General features: G+C 64.0%; 22 protein-coding genes. 8 read left to right on the forward strand and 14 right to left on the reverse strand.

The features are described 5' to 3' along the window. Nucleotides 1-84: 84 nt before the first annotated feature. Nucleotides 85-1,137 (forward strand): DUF3179 domain-containing protein, encoded by a 1,053-nt coding sequence (locus ACOOE1_RS07200; RefSeq protein ID WP_420405658.1) that lies wholly within the window; start codon nt 85-87, stop codon nt 1,135-1,137. A 6-nt stretch (nt 1,138-1,143) separates the two neighbouring features. Here ACOOE1_RS07200 and ACOOE1_RS07205 read toward each other — a convergent pair whose 3' ends face one another. The 5 genes from ACOOE1_RS07205 to ACOOE1_RS07225 form a co-directional block, all read right to left on the reverse strand. Beyond that, nucleotides 1,144-1,518 carry a VOC family protein gene (locus ACOOE1_RS07205; RefSeq protein ID WP_420405659.1) on the reverse strand — a complete coding sequence of 125 codons (375 nt, stop codon included), beginning with the start codon at nt 1,516-1,518 and terminating at the stop codon, nt 1,144-1,146. Nucleotides 1,519-1,525: 7 nt separating this feature from the next. Continuing rightward, nucleotides 1,526-2,440, reverse strand: a complete 915-nt coding sequence (locus ACOOE1_RS07210) for a heme-dependent oxidative N-demethylase family protein (protein ID WP_420405660.1) — start codon at nt 2,438-2,440, stop codon at nt 1,526-1,528. Nucleotides 2,441-2,449: 9 nt separating this feature from the next. Further along, on the reverse strand, nt 2,450-3,202 hold the full coding sequence (locus ACOOE1_RS07215; protein ID WP_420405661.1) for an FKBP-type peptidyl-prolyl cis-trans isomerase: 753 nt from the start codon (nt 3,200-3,202) through the stop codon (nt 2,450-2,452). A gap of 88 nt (nt 3,203-3,290) precedes the next feature. Continuing rightward, nucleotides 3,291-3,980, reverse strand: coding sequence for a tetratricopeptide repeat protein (locus ACOOE1_RS07220; protein WP_420405662.1), 690 nt, complete (start codon nt 3,978-3,980; stop codon nt 3,291-3,293). A gap of 40 nt (nt 3,981-4,020) precedes the next feature. Beyond that, nucleotides 4,021-4,269: a hypothetical protein gene (locus ACOOE1_RS07225; RefSeq protein WP_420405663.1), complete on the reverse strand. Its 249-nt coding sequence runs from the start codon at nt 4,267-4,269 to the stop codon at nt 4,021-4,023. Nucleotides 4,270-4,611: 342 nt separating this feature from the next. Here ACOOE1_RS07225 and speB point away from each other — a divergent pair, with 342 nt between their 5' ends. Further along, the gene (speB, locus tag ACOOE1_RS07230) at nt 4,612-5,568 is read left to right on the forward strand and encodes an agmatinase (protein WP_420405664.1); all 957 of its coding nucleotides are present in this window, start codon (nt 4,612-4,614) and stop codon (nt 5,566-5,568) included. Nucleotides 5,569-5,619: 51 nt separating this feature from the next. Here the strand turns inward: speB and ACOOE1_RS07235 are convergent, their stop codons facing one another. The 7 genes from ACOOE1_RS07235 to ACOOE1_RS07265 form a co-directional block, all read right to left on the reverse strand. Further along, on the reverse strand, nt 5,620-6,765 hold the full coding sequence (locus ACOOE1_RS07235; protein WP_420405665.1) for an iron-containing alcohol dehydrogenase: 1,146 nt from the start codon (nt 6,763-6,765) through the stop codon (nt 5,620-5,622). A 5-nt stretch (nt 6,766-6,770) separates the two neighbouring features. After that, on the reverse strand, nt 6,771-8,153 hold the full coding sequence (locus tag ACOOE1_RS07240; protein WP_420405666.1) for an aldehyde dehydrogenase family protein: 1,383 nt from the start codon (nt 8,151-8,153) through the stop codon (nt 6,771-6,773). A 7-nt stretch (nt 8,154-8,160) separates the two neighbouring features. After that, complete coding sequence (locus tag ACOOE1_RS07245) at nt 8,161-9,528, reverse strand: glutamine synthetase family protein (RefSeq protein WP_420405667.1); 1,368 nt, start codon at nt 9,526-9,528, stop codon at nt 8,161-8,163. A gap of 116 nt (nt 9,529-9,644) precedes the next feature. After that, a complete protein-coding gene (locus ACOOE1_RS07250) occupies nt 9,645-10,700 on the reverse strand; it encodes a TRAP transporter substrate-binding protein (RefSeq protein ID WP_420405668.1) in 1,056 nt (351 codons plus the stop codon). 144 nt (nt 10,701-10,844) lie between these two features. Then, a complete protein-coding gene (locus tag ACOOE1_RS07255) occupies nt 10,845-12,170 on the reverse strand; it encodes a TRAP transporter large permease (RefSeq protein ID WP_420405669.1) in 1,326 nt (441 codons plus the stop codon). After that, nucleotides 12,170-12,676 carry a TRAP transporter small permease subunit gene (locus tag ACOOE1_RS07260; protein WP_420405670.1) on the reverse strand — a complete coding sequence of 169 codons (507 nt, stop codon included), beginning with the start codon at nt 12,674-12,676 and terminating at the stop codon, nt 12,170-12,172. Before ACOOE1_RS07260 ends, ACOOE1_RS07255 begins: the two co-directional genes overlap by 1 nt. A gap of 10 nt (nt 12,677-12,686) precedes the next feature. Beyond that, nucleotides 12,687-13,499, reverse strand: a complete 813-nt coding sequence (locus ACOOE1_RS07265) for an N-formylglutamate amidohydrolase (RefSeq protein WP_420405671.1) — start codon at nt 13,497-13,499, stop codon at nt 12,687-12,689. Between the two features lie 137 nt (nt 13,500-13,636). On the opposite strand from ACOOE1_RS07265, the gene ACOOE1_RS07270 reads away from it, so the two are divergent. Next, nucleotides 13,637-14,512 (forward strand): MurR/RpiR family transcriptional regulator, encoded by an 876-nt coding sequence (locus ACOOE1_RS07270; RefSeq protein ID WP_420405672.1) that lies wholly within the window; start codon nt 13,637-13,639, stop codon nt 14,510-14,512. Nucleotides 14,513-14,533: 21 nt separating this feature from the next. On the opposite strand, the gene ACOOE1_RS07275 is transcribed toward ACOOE1_RS07270, so the two are convergent. Then, the gene (locus ACOOE1_RS07275) at nt 14,534-15,607 is read right to left on the reverse strand and encodes a glycosyltransferase (protein WP_420405673.1); all 1,074 of its coding nucleotides are present in this window, start codon (nt 15,605-15,607) and stop codon (nt 14,534-14,536) included. A gap of 62 nt (nt 15,608-15,669) precedes the next feature. On the opposite strand from ACOOE1_RS07275, the gene ACOOE1_RS07280 reads away from it, so the two are divergent. After that, complete coding sequence (locus ACOOE1_RS07280) at nt 15,670-16,689, forward strand: glycosyltransferase family 9 protein (RefSeq protein ID WP_420405674.1); 1,020 nt, start codon at nt 15,670-15,672, stop codon at nt 16,687-16,689. A 204-nt stretch (nt 16,690-16,893) separates the two neighbouring features. Here the strand turns inward: ACOOE1_RS07280 and ACOOE1_RS07285 are convergent, their stop codons facing one another. Next, complete coding sequence (locus ACOOE1_RS07285; RefSeq protein ID WP_420405675.1) at nt 16,894-17,250, reverse strand: PilZ domain-containing protein; 357 nt, start codon at nt 17,248-17,250, stop codon at nt 16,894-16,896. A gap of 182 nt (nt 17,251-17,432) precedes the next feature. On the opposite strand from ACOOE1_RS07285, the gene ACOOE1_RS07290 reads away from it, so the two are divergent. From ACOOE1_RS07290 to ACOOE1_RS07305, 4 genes are all read left to right on the forward strand, one after another. After that, nucleotides 17,433-18,191, forward strand: coding sequence for an ABC transporter ATP-binding protein (locus tag ACOOE1_RS07290; RefSeq protein WP_420405676.1), 759 nt, complete (start codon nt 17,433-17,435; stop codon nt 18,189-18,191). 169 nt (nt 18,192-18,360) lie between these two features. Beyond that, nucleotides 18,361-19,281 carry a sulfite exporter TauE/SafE family protein gene (locus ACOOE1_RS07295; RefSeq protein WP_420405677.1) on the forward strand — a complete coding sequence of 307 codons (921 nt, stop codon included), beginning with the start codon at nt 18,361-18,363 and terminating at the stop codon, nt 19,279-19,281. 4 nt (nt 19,282-19,285) lie between these two features. Next, a complete protein-coding gene (locus tag ACOOE1_RS07300; protein WP_420405678.1) occupies nt 19,286-20,047 on the forward strand; it encodes a TIGR02186 family protein in 762 nt (253 codons plus the stop codon). Nucleotides 20,048-20,078: 31 nt separating this feature from the next. Further along, a complete protein-coding gene (locus ACOOE1_RS07305) occupies nt 20,079-20,564 on the forward strand; it encodes a universal stress protein (RefSeq protein WP_420405679.1) in 486 nt (161 codons plus the stop codon). The last annotated feature ends 99 nt before the right edge of the window (nt 20,565-20,663 follow it).

Genomic DNA, 20,663 nt, shown 5'->3' on the forward strand with positions numbered 1-20,663 from the left:
CACATCGGATTGTACCGCTGTGACCGCTCTCTGTGCCGGAAGCAGCTAGCATGTGTGTCCCGAGCACCGCGCCGGAGGTGACACATGCAGGCAATAATCCACAACACTCTCAAACCGGGCTTGCTAGGCGTCGTCCTTGTCTTGACCGGGCTCACTGTCCCGCAGGTCCACGCGCAGCAATTTCTCAACCAGGATCCCCCCGGCTTCTGGGCTGCCGCGCGGCCCGAAACTGATTTCGAGAGATCCCTGGTTCCCTTCTCCGAGATCTTTTCCGGCGGTCCGCCCAAGGATGGTATCCCGGCAATCGACACGCCGGACTTCGAGCCGGTCGGGACGACGGGCGCTGCGATTCCGGCGCCGACCGAGCCGGTCATGAGCGTCGCAATTGCGGGCGACGCGCGCGCCTATCCGCTGCGCATCCTGATATGGCACGAGATCGTCAACGACACCGTCGGCGGCGTTCCGGTCGCCGTCACCTTCTGCCCGCTCTGCAACTCGGCCGTCATGTTCGACCGCCGGGTCGAAGGTGCGGAAACAACTTTCGGCACCACGGGGCGGCTGCGCAATTCCGACCTTGTCATGTATGACAGGGCGACGGAAAGCTGGTGGCAGCAATTCGAAGGCCGTGCCATCGTCGGCAGCCGGGCGGGAACGGAACTGACGCGCCTGCCCGCGCGCCTCGAATCCTACGCCGAATTCGCCAAGCGCCACCCGGGCGGGCGGGTCCTTGTCCCGAACGGGCGCTTTGCCAGGGACTACGGCCGCAACCCTTATGTCGGATATGACAGCTCAGCCCAGCCTTTCCTCTATGCCGGCGCCTATTCCGGCCCCGGCCGCCCGCTGATGCGGGTCGTTTCCGTCCCGGGAGTCGACGCGGCCTGGAGCCTGGAGTTACTGCGGGCAAAGGGCGAGATTCGCGTGCCCGGAGCCGCCGCGGGCGATCTCGTGCTGCGCTGGACCGCCGGGCTGAATTCGGCGCTGGACCAGTCGGCGATCTCCGAGGGGCGCGACGTCGGCACCGTCACGGTCCAGAAAACCGGCGCTTCAAGAGAGCCCGAAGACGTTCCCTATGACGTCCCCTTTGCCTTTGCCTTCAGCGCCTTCCATCCGGGTGCGCCGATCCACCATGTGGAGTAGCGCCGCCTAGCGCGGGAAGGTCACCGCCTCGATCTTGTTACCGTCCGGATCGCGGATGAAGGCGCCATAATAGGTGGTCATCGTCGCCTGGCGGTCGCCCGGCACGCCGTCGTCGCGGCCACCGCCCTCGAGAGCTGCGGCGTGGAAGGCATCGACCGCGTCCTTCGAGGAGGCGCGCAGGCAGATATGGACGCCGGTCCGGTCGCCGACCTGATTCATTTCCGGCCGCGCATTGAGCCAGAACTCCGGGTATTTCTTGCCGAAGCCGATTGTGTGCTCCCGCTCCGCCAGGCGTCTGAACCCGAGCGGCGCAAGAACCCGGTCATAGAAGGCGGCGCTGCGCGCGAGGTCGGAAACAGCGATGGAGACATGGTCGATCATCCGCGCTTCAGGCCGCCCTTGACGACACCCGCTCCAGATACCGATCGAGAGCATCGCGGAAAGGCGGCAGGCTCTTGTAGAGTTGCATCCCCTCCGGCATCTGGTCCAGCGATGCGCGCAGGGCCGCGGCCAGATCCGGGCGCGCCTCGAGGCAGGAGAGCGGATCGACGAAAGTGCGGATAGTGAAGAGGATATCGCCGGATTCCGGCAGCCGCCGCAGGGTCTGGCGCTCAACCCGGAGCCAGAGACGGTCGCCGGCGTTCTCAGGCGTGATGCCCGCGTCCTCCGCCGTGCGGAACTTGCCGCCGGTCTGGAACAGGGCCGGGTCGTCGACCAGCGACCAGTTGAGCCGCTGTACCGGCTTGTCGGCCCTCAGATGTTCGAAGAAACGGTCGACCGGACGCCCGAGTCTCTCGGCATAACCGGAGACGCGTTCATGAATCCGCATCATCGGCTGCCCCAGCTTTTCGGCGAGCTTCCAGCGGGCCGGAAAACAGAGCGAGGCGGCATGCAGGACATAGCCCTCCTCGCCGGGCCGCATCAGGCAGAAGTCTTCCTGCACCAGCCGTCCGGCGAGATCGAGGGCGTGGTCGGAGAAATCGGCCAGGCCATAGCTCTTCCCGGTCTCGCGAACGGTGACGGTGCCGTCCTCGACTCCGACGAGGCCGGGATGATGCCGTTCCAGGTTTTCCAGCAGGATCACGAGTACTTCGCGCTGCGCCGCTTCGCTGCCCGGAAGATCGTCGAACACCGCCTTGCGGTTCGCGGCGAGCAGACGCTCCTTCTCCTGCAGTTCCGCCGCCCGGCGGTCATCCGCGTCGATCCAGTCCTTCGGATCGAGCGCGACCAGCCCCATCGCGAGCGCGAACCTGCCGTTGGCATAGGGCGCGTAGCGCGGGCCCCCAGGTTCTCTTGCCGTCACCGGTTCGTCCTACTTCTCGACCGGATTGCCGTCCTTGGTCCAGCCGACAATTCCGGTTTCATGATTGTACACCCGGGTATAGCCGGCCTGGTCGGCCATCGCACGCGCAAGCGCGAGGGAGCGGTTTCCGGTACGGCAGATCAGGACGACCTCCTGGTCGCGGGCAACCAGCTTGTCGACCTCCTCGGGGAAGCTCGCAACGAACTGGCCGCGTCCGTCGAATGCGGTCAGCTTCTCCGCGCCCGGTATCGTACCGGTCCGAGCCCACTCGTCCGGCCGCCGGATATCGATGACGGTAACCCCGCGTTCGATCAGCGCCTTCAGGTCGGCATTCCCGATAGTCTTGAATTTCGGCGCCGCCACCGAGATCAGTTCGATCTCGAATTTGAGCGTCGCATTCGGCGGAATGACGCCCCCGCCGGCGCCTCTCCTGCCATATCCCATGTCGGCGGGAATGATCAGCTGGCGCTTGCCGCCGACCTTCATTCCCTCGACTCCCTTTTCCCAGCCGCTGATCACGCGTCCCGCGCCGAGCGTGAAGGTAAAGGGTGCGTTGCGATCGAGGCTGGAATCGAACTTGGTCCCGTCCATCAGCCAGCCGGTATAATGCACCGTCACCGAGGCATTTTCGGCCGCTACCGCGCCGGACCCGACAGTCAGGTCCGTTAGGGTCAGATGACCTGGCTTGTGATGCGCTTGGCCACTAACGGGAAGCAGCACGATAGCGAGCACGACCAGAGTGGCACGCAATAAGTTCGGCATTTCCCTGATCCTTGCAGTGCGGGGTTCAGCCCAAGGTAATCGGTGGCGCCGGGAAATCCAATGAAAGCGTGGCGCGTGACGATCGGCCCTATTCGGGCAGGGTCATGCGCCAGCGGTCGGCGCGCAGCGCCGCCTCGGCCTGATCCTTGTCATCGAGTGCCGCGCGCACCGTATTCATCGCCTGCCGGACCCCGTCCGCATCGGCTTTCTCCGCCAGAATAAGCCATTTCAGGGCTTCGATCAGGTCGCGCTCGACACCTTCTCCGCGGGCATAAAGAATACCGAGCGGCAGGAAAGCCTGGCGCACGCCCTTGCCGGCCGCGATCTCGTAGAGCCTTGCCGCTTCCTCCGGGTCCCGATCCCCGCCGGTTCCGGTTTCCAGCATGATCGCGTAGTTGAATTCCGCTTCGCGAAGACCGGCGTCAGACGCCGCACCGAACCATTTCCTGGCTTCCGCAAGATCTTTCGGGACACCCTGCCCGATCTGGTAGAGCACCCCGAGCCGGTACTGGGCGAGCGCGAATCCGCCTTCTGCGGCCTTCTTGTAGAGTTCGACCGCCCGCGCCCTGTCGGTTTCGCCCTGATGACCCTGCGCGCCGCGTTCCAGCGCCAGGCCGTAATAGAACTGCGCTTTGGCATCGCCGGCTTCAGCCTGGGCACGGTACCAGTCCATGGCCTCGCCATAGGTCTGCCGCTGCCCGTCCGTGGCGGAGGCGGGAGCGGGACCGGCGAGCATGAGCGTGAACGCTGCGAGGAGGGGCGGGAGTACCCGTTTCAAGGAAATTTTTTCCGTCAAATCAATGAACTGAAAGCCCTTGTCAGGGCGAGAGAGGGCCGGTGCCGGCGTTCGGTCTGGGGGACGGGCCCTCGTAGCCGACAAGCCGGTTGGCTTCCCTGCCGTCGAGAGGCTGCGCGTAGCAACTGACCTTTCCGAGAGTCTTGTAGCAATAGCGCGGCTCTGGCGGCCGAGGCGGCTCTGCGTCGGCCTTCTGCCCCAGCTGCGCAGGCAACTCGGCACAGGCCGTGATCAAGAGAAATGCCAGCAGGATGAGCGTTCGGACCGCCACATATGGCTCCAGTATTTGTCCAAGTCGTTCAGAATGTGACGTTATTGCCCGTACTTGGCAATTGAAAAGCGGACCGGGTGAAGATCTGACGTCCCCAAGTCCGCTTCAATATTCCGCAATGTCCGTGCCCTCTTGCTGCGTCTTCCTGTGGCGGCTGAAACCCTCCGACGGACGGCCAAGACCCGGCTCACCTCCCTTATGCCCCTTGTCCGGCGCAGCTCCGCCAACCGCAGGCACCGGAGCGGCGCGTCATGGCAGCGCCGGGAACAGCATTGCGCCGCCCGGCAGAATGGCCTGCAATGGACTTACGCTCTACAGCCTCCAAACCGCCGGGATCACGTCATGTCAGCGCACGGATACGAAACGGGTCGCCTCAACCTGCCCTTTGTCGGCATCTCCACCTTCGGAAAGTATCCCTACCAGCCGGACTGGGACGCGATCGAGGCCGATGTCGCGTTACTCGGCGCACCGTTCGATTTCGGCACCCAGTTCCGCGCCGGCGCCCGCTTCGGCCCGCGCGGCATCCGGGAGGCCTCCACCCTCTTCTCCTTCGGTCATGGCGGCGCCTACGACCACGAGGAAGACATCACCTACCTGCCGGCGGAGACGACGCGGATCGTCGATCTCGGCGACGCGGACATCGTCCATACCGACACGGCGCGGAGCCACGACAATATCGAGTTCGGGGTGCGCAAGATCCTCAAGGCAGGCGCGATCCCGGTCGTGCTCGGCGGCGATCACTCGGTGAACATTCCCTGCATCAACGCCTTCTCCGACGAGGAGCCGGTGCATCTGGTGCAGATCGACGCCCATCTCGATTTCGTCGACGAGCGCCACGGCGTCCGCACCGGCCACGGCAACCCGATGCGCCGCGCTGCGGAAAAAGACTATGTGACCGGCCTGACGCAGATCGGCATCCGCAACGTCTCCTCGACGGCGCGGGAGGGCTACGAGGCGGCGCGTTCGATGGGCTCCGACATCCTCTCGGTCCGCCAGTTCCGCAAGCTCGGCGTCGAGGCGGTGCTGAAGCGCATCCCGGCGGGCAAGCGCTACTACGTCACCATCGATATCGACGGCTTCGACCCCTCCATCGCCCCCGGCACCGGCACCCCGAGCCATGGCGGCTTCACCTACTACGAAGGGCTGGAACTGCTGGACGGACTGACGAAACGGGGCAGCGTGGTCGGCGTCGATCTCGTGGAAGTTGCACCGGACTACGACCATTCGGGCAGCACGACCACGCTGGCCGCGCAGCTGCTGCTGAACTTCATCGGACGGATATTGCATCACCGCCCATAAAGAAAGGGGCGGGCCCGAAGGTCCGCCCCAGGCTTACGCGGGAGGAAGTCGTCAGATCGACTGCTTGAACAGTTCGGTCAGGTTCTCCACCGTGAGCTCCACCGGATTGCCGCCGCAGCTCGGATCCTCGATCGCCATGGCGGCGAGTTCGCCGATCCTGTCGGTGCCGACGCCGAGGGCCGACATCTTGTCCGGGATCGAGAGCTGCTCGCGGAGTTCCAGGACATAGTCGTAGAAGCCGTCGAAGCCGCCGGAGATGTCGAGATAGGCGCCCGCCCGGGCGAGCCTGTCCTCGATGGCCGGGCGGTTGAACTGCAGCACCGGGGGCATGACCACCGCGTTGGTGGTGCCGTGATGGGTGTTGTAGACCGCGCCGAGCGGGTGCGAGAGCGCGTGGATCGCGCCGAGGCCCTTCTGGAACGCGGTCGCGCCCATCGCGGCGGCACTCATCATGTGGGCGCGGGCCTCGATGTCGCTGCCGTCCGCATAGGCGCGCGGCAGATAGTCCTTCACCAGCCTGAGGCCCTCGAGCGCGATGCCCTGGCTCATCGGGTGGTAGTGCGGGCTGCAGAACGCTTCGAGGCAATGCGCGAAGGCGTCCATGCCGGTGCCCGCCGTGATCGGCTTCGGCATGCCGACGGTCAGTTCCGGATCGCAGATCACCACGCTCGGCAGCACCTTCGGATGGAAGATGATCTTCTTCACGTGGGTCTCGGAATTGGTCAGCACGCTGGCGCGGCCGACCTCGGAGCCGGTGCCCGCCGTGGTCGGCACTGCGATGTTCGGATAAATCGCGTCCGCATCGGCCCGGGTCCACCAGTCGCCGATATCCTCGAAATCCCAGACCGGTCGGGTCTGGCCCGCCATGAAGGCGACCATCTTGCCGAGATCGAGACCGGAGCCGCCGCCGAAGGCGACGACGCCGTCGTGCTTGCCCGCCTTGAAGGCCATGATGCCGGCTTCGAGGTTCTTCTCGTTCGGGTTCGGGTCGACCTCGGAAAAGATGGCGCGGCCGAGCCCGGCCGCCTCCATCAGATCCAGCGTCTGCGCCGTTATCGGCAGGCTGGCGAGGCCCTTGTCGGTGACCAGCAGAGGACGCCTGATGCCGGCGGCGGCGCAGGCCTCGCCGATCTCGGCAATGCGACCGGCACCAAAGCGGATCGCGGTCGGGTAGCTCCAGTTGGCTTTGATAGACATGGCCGTCAGGCTTTCTTCAGATGATAGGATTTAGGGCGGGTCAGGTTCTGGAACCCGATCACGGAAAGGGCGCCGCCGCGGCCTGTCTCCTTGCAGCCGGTCCAGCAGAGCCCGGGATCGAGATAGTCGGCGCGGTTCATGAAGACGGTGCCGGTCTCGATCCTGGCGCCGATGGCGGCGGCCCGTTCGGAGTCCCCGGTCCAGAGCGAGGCGGTCAGGCCGTAATCGCTGTCGTTCATCAGCCGGATGGCCTCCTCGTCGCCGGAGACCTTCATGATGCCGACGACGGGGCCGAAGCTCTCCTCGCGCATCACCGTCATCTCGTGAGTGACGTCGACCAGGATCTGCGGCATCAGGTAGGCTCCGCCGTCATCTTCCGGGAAGAGCGCCGGATCGACCAGCGGCTTCGCGCCCTTCGCGATGGCATCCGCAGTCTGCTCGCGAACGACCGCCGCGAAGCGCTTGTGCGCCATCGGACCGAGCGTCGTCGCCTCCTCCAGCGGATTGCCGAGCTTGTAGCCGGAGACGATCGCCACCGCCTTCTCGACGAAGGCATCGTAAAGGCTCTCGTGCACATAGATCCGCTCGATGCCGCAACAGCACTGGCCGGAATTGAACATGGCGCCGTCGATCAGCGTGTCCGCCGCCGCCTGCACGTCCGCATCCTCCATCACGTAGCCCGGGTCCTTGCCGCCGAGTTCGAGGCCGAGCCCGGTGAAGGTTCCCGCCGCCGCCCGTTCGATCGCCCGACCGCCACCGACAGAGCCGGTGAAGTTGACGAAGTCGAAGCTCTTGGACGAGATCAGCGCCTCGGTCGTGCCGTGATCGAGGAAGAGATTGACGAACAGGCCCTTCGGCAGCCCCGCCTCCTCGAAAGCACGGACCATGCGCTCGCCCACCAGCAGCGTCTGCGTCGCATGTTTCAGCGCCACAGCGTTGCCGGCGATCAGCGCCGGCGCGACCGTGTTGATCGCCGTCATGTAGGGATAGTTCCAGGGCGCGATCACGAAGACGAGGCCGTGCGGCTCTCGCAAGATGCGGCGCTCGAATTTATCCGAGTCCTCGACCACGATCGGCGCCAGCGCGGTCTCGGCGATGTCCGCCATGTAGGAGGCGCGCTCTTCGGTACCGCCGAACTCGCCGCCATAGCGCACCGGGCGGCCCATCATGTGCGCCAGCTCCGGGACCATCTCGGCCTGCATCTCGCCAAGGCGGGCGACGCCGTCACGCACCAGCGCGACCCGCTCCGAGAGCGGCCGCACCACCCAGCTGCGCTGGGCCTCCCGCGCTGCAGCGAGGATTTCCCGCGCCTTGTCGAGACCGAGTACCGGCCGCTCGGCGAAGACCGAGCCGTCGATCGGCGAAATACATTGCAGCATCTTGCTCATTTCAATGTCAGGCCCTTTCAAACCCGCGATTCACTTCCCAGTCGGTCACCCGACGGTCGTATTCGGCCTGCTCCCAGCGGGCCGCATGCACATAATGGTCGATCACGTCGTCGCCGAAGGCGGCGCGCAGCATGGACGACCGGTCGAGAGCGACCGTGGCGTCGCGCAGGGTCGCCGGGATCTCCCGGATCCCGGAGCCGCCATAGGCGTCGCCCTTGAACTCCTCCTCCAGCATCATCTTGTTCTCGATGCCGTCGATCCCGGCGGCGATCAGAGCCGCCATGGCAAGGTATGGGTTGAGGTCCGAGCCGCCGATCCGGCATTCGACCCGCACCGCCTTGGTTCCCTCGCCGACGACGCGGAAGCCGGCCGTGCGGTTGTCCATCGACCAGACCGCCTTGGTCGGGGCGAAAGTGCCGGCAACGAAGCGTTTGTAGGAATTGATATAGGGGGCGAGGAAATAGGTGATCTCCTCGGCATGGGCGAGCAGGCCGGCGAGATAGTGGCGCATCGTCTCGGACATGCCGTATTGCCCGTCGGGATCGGCGAAAACCGGATTGCCGTCTAGCGACCAGAGCGACTGGTGGATGTGCGACGAATTGCCCGCATGGTCGTAGGACCATTTCGCCAGGAAGCTGATCGCATGCCCCTTCGTCCAGGCGATCTCCTTGCAGCCGTTCTTGATCAGCGCATGCCTGTCGGCCATGGTCAGCGCCTCGGCATAGCGCACATTGATCTCTTCCTGGCCCGCATCGGCCTCGCCCTTGGAGTTCTCCACCGGCACGTCCGCGCCATGCAGGCCGTTGCGGATCGCCCGCATCACTCCCTCTTCCTTGGTCGTCTGGAAGATGTGGTAGTCCTCGTTATAGGGGCTGATCACCTCGAGACCGCGGTAGCCCTGCGCATGCGCCTCCTCGAAGCTCTGCCTGAAGAGAAAGAACTCGAGCTCGGAAGCCATGAAGGCCTTCATGCCCATCGCTTCGAGCCGCGCCACCTGCTTCTTGAGAACGGCGCGCGGAGAGTGCGCGACCTCGGCATGAGTGTGATGATCCAGCAGGTCGCAGAACACCAGCGCGGTGCCTTCAAGCCACGGAATGCGGCGCAGCGTCGAGAGATCCGGCTTCATCGTGTAGTCGCCGTAGCCGGCTTCCCAGCTCGTCGACTTATAGCCCTCGACCGTCTGCATCTCCATGTCGGTCGCCTGCAAATAGTTGCAGGAATGGGTTTCCTCGAAGGCGCTCTCGCAGAAAAACTCGGCGTGAAACCGTTTCCCCATCAGCCGGCCCTGCATATCGACCTGGACGGCCAGCACGGTGTCGATTTCGCCGGCCGCGGTTGCGGCGCGCAGCTCTTCAAGGGTCAGTTTGCCTGCCATGACGCTCTTCCATCTGCAATACGGATCGGGCAACGGCCCGAAACAATGTCCGGCCGCCTTACCGGTTGAGGGAAAGGCGGCCGGACCGGTGTCCCCTGATATCCAGGGATCAGGTCTTAGCTATAGCGGTACGGCTTGCCCGCCTTCTTCATATCCGCCGCATACTTCTTGAAAATGTCGATGACCTTCTTGGTCCGCGGCGTCTGGGCGGCGATTTCGTCCCAGAACTTCTCGGCCTCGGCCTCGACCTTCGCCCATTCCGCATCGGGGATGGTGGTCAGTTCCATCTTGGTGCCGTCGACGCGCAGCTTCGCCTCACCGCCCCAGTACCAGTGCTGGCGGTAATAGTGCGAGCTGTCCATGCAGAGCTTGAAGAGTTCCTTCAGATGCTCCGGCAGTTCTTCCCAGCGCTCGGAATTGGCGAAATAGGAACCGCACCAGGCGCCGGAGATGTTGTTGGTGAGGAAGTAGTTGGTCACGTCCGCCCAGCCGACGGTGTAATCCTCGGTGATGCCGGACCAGGCGATGCCGTCGAGCTCACCGGTCTGCACCGCCACCTCGATGTCTTCCCACGGCAGGGTCACCGGAACGACGCCGAAGCGGGAGAGGAACTTGCCCGCGGTCGGGAAGGTGAAGACCCGTTTGCCCTTCAGGTCGTCGAGCGAGCGGATCGGGTCGACGGTGGCGAAATGGCACGGATCCCAGGCGCCGGCGCTGAGCCAGGTCACGCCCTCGACCTCGCCATAGGCCTCTTCCCAGATCTCCTTCAGGCCGTACTGGTTGAACAGAACCGGCACGTCGAGGCTGTAGCGCGTGGCGAACGGGAAATAGCCGCCGAAGACCGAGATATCGACCGGCGCGGCGATGGAATCGTCGTCGCTCTGCACGGCATCGATGGTGCCGCGCTGCATGGCGCGGAACAGCTCGCCGGTCGGGACCAGCTGGTCGGCGAAGTAGAGCTCGATCTCCATCTCGCCGTTCGCGACCTTGTTGAAGGCGTCGATCGACGGCTTGATCACGTGCTCGGCAAGGGCCGGGCCGGCATAGGTCTGCAGGCGCCATTTGATCGGGCTCTGAGCCTTCACGGCCGGCGCGGCAAGCGTGGCGGCTCCGGCAACGCCCGCCGTCGTAGCGGCGGCGGCCGTCTTCAGAAAATCACGTCTGTTCGTCATATTACCTGTCTCCCTGTTCGGTGATGGGTCCGCAGACCCGTTGCCCCAATAATGAAGCGGCCTCCCAGACCACCTCACTCCGTAGTGGCGCTTCGCGCCTCCCCTTCCCCGTTTCGTCTTCTGCTCGGTCCCATCGCGCTCCGGCTACCTTCCATAGAATTGGTTGGGTAGCCACATCGCGATATCGGGGAAGATCATGACCAGAATGAGCGCCAGTGTCATGACCAGCACGAAGGGGCCGATGGACCGATAAATGTCCGACAGCGTGACCTCCGGCGGCGCCATGGCGCGCATCAGGAAGAGATTGTAACCGAAAGGCGGCGTCATATAGGCGATCTGGCAGGTGATCGTGTAGAGCACGCCGTACCAGACCAGATCGAAGCCCAGCATCTTGACCAGCGGTACGTAGAGCGGCGCGACGATGACCAGCATCGCCGTGTCGTCCAGAAACATGCCCATCAGGATGAAAGAGAGCTGCATCAGGATCAGGATCTCCCAAGGACCAAGGCCGAGCCGGTCCACGAAGAAGCTCTCGATCGCCCGAACCGCGCCGAGTCCGTCGAAGACGGCGCCGAAGCAGAGCGCGGCGAGGATGATCCACATGAACATGCAGGAAATGCCGAGGGTCTTGCGCAGCACCTCTTCCATAACCTCGCCGGTCAGTCGGCGCTTTACAATGGCGGCGAGCGTCGCCGCGGTGGCGCCGACGGCGGCACTCTCCACCAGCGAGGTGACCCCCATCAGGAACAGCCCCGTCATGGAGAAAAAGATGAAGAGCGGAAGGATGCCGGCACGCAGCAGGCGCAGCTTTTCCGCCCACGTGATCTCCTCGCGTTCTTCCCGGGAAAGGGACGGCCCGAGGTTGGGCTGCAGCCAGCATCGGATGACGATATAGGCGATGAACATGCCCGCCATCATCAGCCCGGGGATGGCACCCGCGAGCCAGAGCTGGCTCACCGGCTGACGCGCGATCATACCGTAGAGCACGAGCACGACGCTCGGCGGGACGAGAATACCGAGCGAACTGCCGGCCTGTATGACACCGGTCACCATGATCTTGTCGTAACCGCGGCGCAGCAGTTCCGGCAGGGCGATGCTGGCGCCGATCGCCATGCCGGCGACCGAGAGGCCATTCATGGCGGAGACCGCGACCATGAGCAGGATGGTGCCGATCGCAAGGCCGCCGTTCAGCGGTCCCATCCAGACATGGAACATGCGGTAAAGGTCGTCGGCGATCTTCGATTCCGACAGCATGTATCCCATGTAGACGAAGAGCGGCAGGGTCAGCAGCGGATACCATTTCATCAGTTTCATGGCGGCGCTGAAGGCCATTTCCGAGCCGCCGTCGCCCCACATCAGCAGCGCGGCGGCCGAAGCGACGAAACCGATGGCCCCGAAGACCCGCTGACCCGTCATGAGCAGCAGCATCATCGAGGCGAACATCAGCAGCGCGATCAGTTCGTAACTCATCAGAGTTCCTCCCCGCGCGCGGCGGCTATGTCCTTGAAGAGAGTGGCGAACGCCTGCAGCAGCATCAGAAAGACGCCAAAGGTCATGACCACCTTCACCGGCCACATGTAGGGCGCCCAGGCCGAGTAGCTCTTCTCGCCGTACTCGATCGCATAGGAGGTCGAGGAATAGCCGCCATAGAGCAGCAGGCAGAGATAGAAGATCAGGAACAGGACGGTGATCGAGTCGACCAGCGAGCGTGTGCGCGGCTTCCACGTCGTATAGAGCAGATCCATGCGCACGTGATCGCCGAGTTGCATCGAATAGCCGCCGCCCAGCAAATAGTAAGCCACCATCAGGAACTGCGCCGTCTCGAGCGTCCAGAGCGCCGGCAGGAAAGCCACCTTCGAAAAGGACGAATAGAGCAGCACGCCGAGCATCCCGAAGATCAGGTACATCGCAAACCGCCCGATGAAGCGGTTCATCTTCTCGACATAGGCGACATAGAGCCGTATCGCTTTTGGCATCCCCGGCCTCTTATTTCTGACCAACAACGCGGGTCCGGTCCGAGGCCGCGCAGAGCTCCAGCGCCCGTGCGACCACGCCCGACAGCCGCTCCGCCATGGCGCGCTGCTGCGCCGCCGCACGGATGATGTCGTTGCGGATTTCGATCATGACGTTGAGCAGACCGTGCGGCAGCGCATGGACCTTCAGCGTGTGGGTCACACCGTCATCCGGCCCATAGGGCTCGTTCCGGCGCACGTCCAGCCCGGCGAGGGATTCCGGTTGATCCAGCATCGTGTCCGCAAGACGAGTGTCCGCATCGTGGAGAATGCCGAGGTCGAACGGCCGTTCGATTCCCCTGTATGAGGGCGTGAAGGAATGCACGGTCACGATCGCCGGACGCCGTCCGCCTGCGAGACGACCATCGATGACGCTTTTCAGGGCGTCACGGAACGGGAAGTAAATTCGCTCGGCGCGCTCGGCACGCTGCGTCTCCGTCAGACCGGCATTGCCCGGAACGTCGTAAATCTCGCTCACCGCCGGCATCGCGCTCTCCGCCTCGGGCGGTCGGTTGCAGTCATAGACCAGGCGAGAGATCGTTGCCGCCACGAGCGGCGCGTCAAGCATCGAGGCCATGATCGAGGCGACGGGCAATGCCCCCGGATCCCAGGCCACATGGCTCTGCCGGACGGCCTCGTCGCAGCCAAGCCCCCGCAGATCTGCCGGAATGTGATTGGAAGCATGTTCGCAGACGACGATCGCGGCCCCGGAGCCGTCCCCGTTCGTAACGCTCACCGGATTGCCCCACGCGGACGCTCCCGCGATCGGCTGTGCCGACAGTGCCACTCGCCCTCTCCCCTGACGTTGCGACCATCTTTTCAACTTTGATCAGGCAGTCAAGAATATTCCTGAAAAATCCTCTTCTATAAATCCGAGATTGTCGCATTATTTTCAAAACGGCATGGCGCGCGCGGGAGGTTGAATTGTCAGAGACGCTGACCGGAACGGTGGCGGAGCGCATCAGGCGTCGATTCGAGTCGCTGACCCGGGCGGAACGCCAGCTCACCAATGTCATCCTCGAGAATTACCCGGTATCCGGACTCGGCACGATCACGACCCTGGCCGAAACCGCCGAGGTCTCGACGCCGACGGCGGCCCGCATGGCGCGCAAGCTCGGTTTCGGCGGCTTTCCCGAGATGCAGGCCGCGCTCCGGTCGGAACTGGAGGCCACTCTCTCCAATCCGATTTCAAAGCATGACAGCTGGGCCGCCAATGCACCTGACACCCATATCCTCAACCGCTTCGCCGACGCGGTGACGGACAATCTCCGGCAAACCCTGCAGCAGCTCGACCTGGAGGATTTCAACGCGGTCGTGGACCTGCTGAACGATCCGGAGCGCAACATCTATGTTGTCGGCGGCCGTATCAGCCGCTCGATGGCGGATTATTTCTTCACCCACATGCAGGTCATCCGAGATGGGGTGACGCTGATCTCGCCGAATTCGAACACCTGGCCACACTATGTGCTGAACATGAAGGAAGGCGACGTGCTGGTCGCCTTCGACATCCGGCGGTACGAGCACGATACCCAGCGGCTTGCGGAGATGGCGAAGGAACGCGGGGCGCGCCTTGTGCTTTTCACCGACCAGTGGGGCTCACCCGCGGCCAAGCACGCGAGCCACAGCTTCCGTGCCCGGATCGAGGCGCCGTCGGCCTGGGACAGCTCCGCCGTCATCCTGTTCATCATCGAGGCGCTGATCGCGGCGGTGCAGACGGAACGCTGGGAAGAGACGCGTGACCGGATGAGAGCTCTGGAACAGCTCTTCGACCAGACGAAACTCTTCCGCAAGTTCACCTGAAAGGATCGGTAGTCCCCGGTCCTACTTTGCCAATGCCCCGAGAAATTCGAGGTAGTGCCGCACAACGGTATCCTCGCTGAAACGGGCTTCGAATTCGGCGCGCCCGGCATCGGCCAGGGACTTGGCAAGGGCGGCATCGGAAATAACCGCGCTGAGACGGGCTGCGAATCCGTCGGCATCCTCGACCTCGGCCAGCAGCCCCGTTTCCTCGTTACGGATGAGATGTACCGGCCCTTCGCTTTTCGCGGCGACGACCGGCAGACCATGGGCCCAGCCCTCGATCACCACATTGCCAAGCCCTTCGACCCGGCTGGGGCAGACCAGAATATCCGCGCTCGCGAGCAGATTCGCGCTGTCATCCCGCCACCCGAGGAAGCGGACCCGCCGGGCGATTCCCAGGTCGTCGGCAAGCTGCCTGAGCGCGTCCCCCTCAGGTCCTTCGCCCGCGATCCAGAGATAAGCGTCGGGCGCTTTCACAAGAGCCCGGAGCAGAACGTCATAGGCCTTGTTCCGGTGCAAGCGGCCGAGCGCCAGCAGCAGAGGCGCGCCGTCCGGGGTCCCGAAAACCTTACGGTCGAGCGGCGTGCCCGGCGCCGCATCAACGAAATTGGGCAGATAGTGGATGCGCTCCATCGGCCAGCCCTGCGCCGTCATATGGTCAACAAGGCCCGGCGCATTGCAGATCAGGTGATCGAAACCACGATAGTATTTCGCGTCGTAATAACCGCCGATCCGCCCGACCCGGAGATAATCTCCCGGCGGCGTCTTCGAAGCCGCCCGATTCATCCAGGCAAGAACCACTTCCGGCTCGAACGCCCGGATATCGCTCTTGAGCTGCCAAGGAGTCAGAAAATCGAGGGCGCCGCCAAAGCCGAACTCCGCGAAGTCGACACCACCCGCACGGAGCAACCCGGCGCGCCTGCCGTCCCTGCGGACCGCAACGCGCTGCGCGACCTTCTCGTTCCAGGCCGGCTTGGCCATCGCCGTGACCAGACGTTCGAAAAATGCTTCGGCGCCGCCGTGGCGCGCCCCTGCCATGGTCTGGTAAAGACGGATCATCGAGTATTCGGAAAAGCTTGTGACAATGCGGCGCATTGTGGTGTAGCCCGTGCCCGACCGCAAGCGCAGCGCGGAACCGAAGAGACGGGAGCCGAAGAGTGAACGCGACGATTGCCGGAAGCAACCCGTACAAAATCGGCGGCACCCTGGTCATCCAGCCGCTCCCTGGAATTGGCGACGTGATCTGGCACCTGCCGCATCTGAAGAGCATCGCCGCCCAGACCAAGCAGAAAACCGTTACGCTGCTCACCAAGCAGCGCTCGCAGGCGGATGCCCTGTTCGAAGCCTCGGACTACGTCCGCGAGGTCCTCTGGCTGGATGAAAAACGCCATCACGGGCCGCTTGGCGGTCTTGCGCTCGGCAATGCACTGCGCCCGTACGGATTCGATACGGTCTGGATCCTGCACACTTCCGCGCGCTACGGCCTCGCCGCATGGCGCGCCGGGATTGGCGAGCGGATCGGCTTCGGGATCGGCTGGCAAGACGCGTTCCTGACGACACAACATGCGCTGCCGCGCGAGGCGAAGAAGCTAAGCGCGATCGAAAAGGCAAACCGACTGCTGCTCAATCACTCGGTCCCGAAGATCGAGGCGGCGCCGAATCTCACGATCGAAGCAAGTCTGGTCGATGCCGCCCGTGCGCACCTCGATGCGCTGCCCCGTCCCTGGATCTCGCTGGTCCTTGGCGCCAGCGAGAGTTTCAAGCAGTGGGGCGTGGACAATTTCGGGGCGCTGGCCGAACGGCTACACCGGGAGAGCGGCGGAACGATTCTCCTGATTGGCGGGGAGGCCGAGGCGGATATGGTGGCGCGTCTCGCCTCGCGGTTTTCCGATCCCGACTGGATCCGTCCCGTCGTCGCTCGCCCGCTCATGCAGGCAGCGGCCTTCGCCGCGATCTCCGACATCGCCATCGGCAACGATACGGGGATGCTCAACATCGCCGCCGCCGTCGGAACGCCGTCGGTCGGCCTGTTCGGCGGTTCGGTTCCCCTCGCCGAAGATCCGCGCATCGACATTATCATGCCGCCCGGTATCGTGCGCTACGGCAATGACCGCATGGGAGAAATCACGATCAACGCGGTCGCCGATACGGTTCGCTCACGGCTTTCCGGCGAGTAGGGCCTCCGCCCGGGCCTGAAAACCAGGCGCGCGGGGCCGGTGCCGCCACAGGACAGCAGGCGATCGTAATCGGGCCTGCGGATAACGCTTGTGCTGCGCGTCCAGAAGACCGCTCGAAAGCACCGCATCTCCGAGGCGCGTGTAGAAGATCAAGAGGATGCGCGTGGCGCCGCTTTGCCCCGCCCGGACGGGATCGCACGCCCGTCAGACCGTCCCCGTGCGCGCGCTCTCCTGCTCGTGCATCATGCGGACCCAGACCGAGACCACCGCTCCGGCTTCGGCCGAGTTGAAACTGACCCGCGCTCCATGTTCGTCATTGCCGATCAGCTTGCCCTCCAGGTGCAGGCCCGAGGCCGGATGCAGGATCGTCAGGTTGCTGCCGGGTTTCGCCGCCACCGGCGGCTCGAGACGCAGCCCGCCGACCGAGACATTGTCTACGATGCATCGATGGGCGACACCGTCCACGGTCACCTCGAGCGGCGTGGCAACCGGGTAGCGCTCGAACTGCCGCCTCTCTCCTTTTGGAGACAGGCCGATGGCACGAAGGATCGAGTTAAACATGGCCTTTTGCTCCTCCGGCGGGGAATGCCGAATGTTCAACCAATGATACGAAGTACTATACCTTTTTGAAATGCGGTCTGTGTGAATTCGCTCATTCAGACGATAATTTCACCCGTGAATTAATTTCCTTTTTCGAATCGGATTCATCCTGCTTCCCAGACTCCGAGCAACGGACCGGCGCCTTGGCAAAACTCTCTCTCGAAAACGTGCGGCACAGCTTCTCCGGCGGCACTGCTCTGAAAACGGTTCACGCCGTGGGGCCAATCGGCTTCGTCCTCGAAAAGGGCGAGTTCGTTGCCATCGTCGGTCCGTCCGGCTGCGGCAAATCCACCGTGCTCCGCCTCGCGGCAGGGTTGCTCGACTTGGACGAAGGCACGATCCGGTTCGCCGGCGAGCGAATTGACGGGCCGAGCCCGCGCCGCGGCATGGTGTTCCAGCAGCCCGCACTTTTCCCCTGGCTCGACGTTGCGGGCAATGTCGCGTTCGGCAGCAGGTTCCGCTCTCTTGGCGTCGGGGCAAGACGGGACCTGACCGCAGAGCTGATCGCCGCGGTCGGTCTCGAAGGTTTCGAGGATTTCTATCCGAACGCGCTTTCCGGCGGCATGCAGCAGCGCGCCGCGCTTGCGCGCGCGCTCGCCGGAGGCCCCGAGTTGCTGCTGCTCGACGAACCGTTCGGCGCGCTCGATCAGCAGACCCGCGCCCAGATGCAGGCCTGGCTCGCCGGGATCATCGGCGATCGCGGCATCACCGCGCTCCTGGTGACCCACGACATCGAGGAAGCAGTGTTTCTCGCCGACCGGGTCCTGGTGATGAGCGGGCGGCCCGGCCGGCTGCGCGCCAGTTTCCGCATCGACCTCTCCACCGATCGCCGGGAGCGGGTCCGCACCAGCCCGGAATTCGTCGCACACAAGGCGGAAATCCTTGCCGAACTGGAGCAATAGGAAGGAAGAGGGCACGGTTGCCGCGGCCGGCGCACCGATTCTTGAACAAGCCCAAACAAGTCGTGGCACTGCCACATATTTTTCTGTTATCAAGGATAGAATCGTTCGGTCGGTCGGCTTTGTGACGTGACCGGTGTCTGGTTCATCCCTTACCGTCCCCGCGGGCCCCATGTACATCTACCTGCCTATCGCAGAGATGTCGGTAAACGTCTTCCTCATTCTGGGGATGGGCGGGGCTGTCGGCTTTCTGTCCGGCCTGTTCGGTGTCGGCGGCGGTTTTCTGATGACACCGCTGCTGATCTTCATCGGCGTGCCGGCGCCTGTCGCGGTCAGCACCGGCGCCAATCAGATTGTCGCCAGCTCGATCTCCGGGGTGATCGCGCACTGGCGCCGCGGAAATCTAGATTTCACCATGGGTTTCGTGCTGCTTGCCGGCGGTATTGTCGGCTCCAGTGTGGGCGTATTGATCTTCAAGCTGCTGGAAGCGCTCGGCCAGATCGATCTGGTGATCAAGCTCTGCTACGTCGTGTTCCTCGGCATCATCGGCGGGCTGATGTTGCTGGAGAGCGTGCGCACCATCCTGCAGGTCCGCAAGAGCGGGGCCCGGCGGCGCAAGCTGCACGAGCACAACTGGATGCACGGCCTGCCGCTGAAGATGCGGTTCCGCAAGTCCAAGCTCTATATCAGCGCCCTCCTGCCCCTCGGAATCGGCTGCCTCGTCGGGATTCTGTCGGCGATCATGGGGGTCGGCGGCGGCTTCATCATGGTTCCGGCAATGATCTACATGCTCGGCATGCGCACATCTATGGTGGTCGGGACCTCGCTGTTGCAGATTATTTTCGTCACCGCCAACGTGACCTTCCTGCAGGCGATCTCGACACAGACCGTCGACGTCGTTCTGGCCATCCTGCTGCTGATCGGGGCGGTCGTCGGCGCCCAGTTCGGCAGCCAGCTCGCGGTCAGGCTGAAGGGAGAGCAGTTGCGCGGACTGCTGGCATTGCTCGTCGTATCGGTTTGCCTGAAACTCGCCTTCGACCTGGTTGCCACTCCGGACGACGTCTATTCGATCGTCCTCGCGAGCGGAGGCTGACCGGATGCCGCTCACGGACCAAGCCCGCCTCGCCGCTTTCGCCATCGCCGCGCTCGTATTGATCTGGTCCGGCAGCGCGCGGGCTCAGGACCTGATCGCCGACCTCTCAAGCCATCGGGTCGACATCACCACCGGGTTCACTGGCGCCGATTTGTTGCTGTTCGGGTCGGTCGACGATACCGGCGATATCGTCGTTACCGTGACGGGACCGAAGGAAACCGTAACGGTCCGCCGCAAGGACCGGGTCGCCGGGATCTGGATGAATACCCGAAGCATGCAATTCACCGGCGCGCCGAATTTCTATGCGGTTGCGTCAAACCGCCCGCTCGAGGAAATCGCACCGCCGGAAGTCCTCGCACGACAGGAGATCGGGGCGGACAATCTGCGTCTGAAGACCGTCGAGGGGGAAACCGGCGCCCGCGAGGAAGTTGCCGAATTCCGCAACGCCCTGATCCGCCGCAAGCGAGCCCAGGGCCTCTACGCACAGACCCCCGGCGACATCACCGTGATCGCATCGAAGCTCTTCCGTACCCAGGTGCATTTCCCGGCCACTCTCGCCACCGGCATCTATACTGCGGTGGTCTACCTGATCCGCGACGGCCGCGTCGTTCATGCCCAGACGACGCCGCTCGTGGTCGAAAAAGTCGGGATCGGGGCGGAGGTCTACACCTTCGCCCATACGCGTTCGGCAATATACGGTCTGGCGGCGATCGTCATCGCCGTCGTCGCGGGCTGGCTTGCCGCGGCGGTTTTCCGTAAAGTTTGATCCCAGTCGCGGCAGATCGGACAGGACACGCATGAGCCAGTTGACGGATGGATCGAAGCCAAGGGTCTTCCTCGTTGTTGTCGATGACAGCGACGAGATGATGATCGCCCTCCGCTTCGCCTGCCGCCGGGCCCGCCACAGCGGCGGTCACGTGGCTCTCTTTCGGTCAATCGAACCGCAGGAGTTCCAGCACTGGATGGGCGTCGGCGAGATCATGCGCGAGGAAGCCCGCGAAGACGCGGAGGCCCTGCTCGGCGATCTCTCGGAGAAGGTCGTCGAGATTTCCGGCCAGATTCCGATTATCTATGTCCGCGAAGGCTCGACGCGGGACGAACTGCTCAAACTCATCGACGAGGAGCCGAGCATTTCCGTTCTCGTGCTCGGTGCAAACACCCAGGGCGAAAGCCCGGGACCGCTGGTCTCCTACATGGCCGGCAAGGGAGCGGCGCGGATGCGGGTGCCGATCACGATCGTGCCCGGAAACCTCACCGACGAGCAGATCGACGCAGTCACCTGACGCGTTTCCGAAGATGAATCGTCCACGCATTCCGGATCGAAGAAAAAAGCTTGTTTCGATCCTGACTTTCCCGAACCGGTCCTGCTAAGCTTCCGCCTA

Origin of the sequence: Nisaea sp. (genome assembly GCF_965216895.1) — a bacterium.
Classification (GTDB): domain Bacteria; phylum Pseudomonadota; class Alphaproteobacteria; order Thalassobaculales; family Thalassobaculaceae; genus Nisaea.

Coding starts and splice junctions, on each gene's coding strand:
- ACOOE1_RS07240 (WP_420405666.1), bottom strand. CDS start 8,153: ATGAGCAAGATGCTGCAATGTATTTCGCCGATCGACGGCTCGGTCTTC.
- ACOOE1_RS07245 (WP_420405667.1), bottom strand. CDS start 9,528: ATGGCAGGCAAACTGACCCTTGAAGAGCTGCGCGCCGCAACCGCGGCC.
- ACOOE1_RS07200 (WP_420405658.1), top strand. CDS start 85: ATGCAGGCAATAATCCACAACACTCTCAAACCGGGCTTGCTAGGCGTC.
- ACOOE1_RS07285 (WP_420405675.1), bottom strand. CDS start 17,250: ATGTTTAACTCGATCCTTCGTGCCATCGGCCTGTCTCCAAAAGGAGAG.
- ACOOE1_RS07215 (WP_420405661.1), bottom strand. CDS start 3,202: ATGCCGAACTTATTGCGTGCCACTCTGGTCGTGCTCGCTATCGTGCTG.
- ACOOE1_RS07305 (WP_420405679.1), top strand. CDS start 20,079: ATGAGCCAGTTGACGGATGGATCGAAGCCAAGGGTCTTCCTCGTTGTT.
- ACOOE1_RS07205 (WP_420405659.1), bottom strand. CDS start 1,518: ATGATCGACCATGTCTCCATCGCTGTTTCCGACCTCGCGCGCAGCGCC.
- ACOOE1_RS07300 (WP_420405678.1), top strand. CDS start 19,286: ATGCCGCTCACGGACCAAGCCCGCCTCGCCGCTTTCGCCATCGCCGCG.
- ACOOE1_RS07295 (WP_420405677.1), top strand. CDS start 18,361: ATGTACATCTACCTGCCTATCGCAGAGATGTCGGTAAACGTCTTCCTC.
- ACOOE1_RS07260 (WP_420405670.1), bottom strand. CDS start 12,676: ATGCCAAAAGCGATACGGCTCTATGTCGCCTATGTCGAGAAGATGAAC.
- ACOOE1_RS07235 (WP_420405665.1), bottom strand. CDS start 6,765: ATGTCTATCAAAGCCAACTGGAGCTACCCGACCGCGATCCGCTTTGGT.
- ACOOE1_RS07255 (WP_420405669.1), bottom strand. CDS start 12,170: ATGAGTTACGAACTGATCGCGCTGCTGATGTTCGCCTCGATGATGCTG.
- speB (WP_420405664.1), top strand. CDS start 4,612: ATGTCAGCGCACGGATACGAAACGGGTCGCCTCAACCTGCCCTTTGTC.
- ACOOE1_RS07275 (WP_420405673.1), bottom strand. CDS start 15,607: ATGCGCCGCATTGTCACAAGCTTTTCCGAATACTCGATGATCCGTCTT.
- ACOOE1_RS07250 (WP_420405668.1), bottom strand. CDS start 10,700: ATGACGAACAGACGTGATTTTCTGAAGACGGCCGCCGCCGCTACGACG.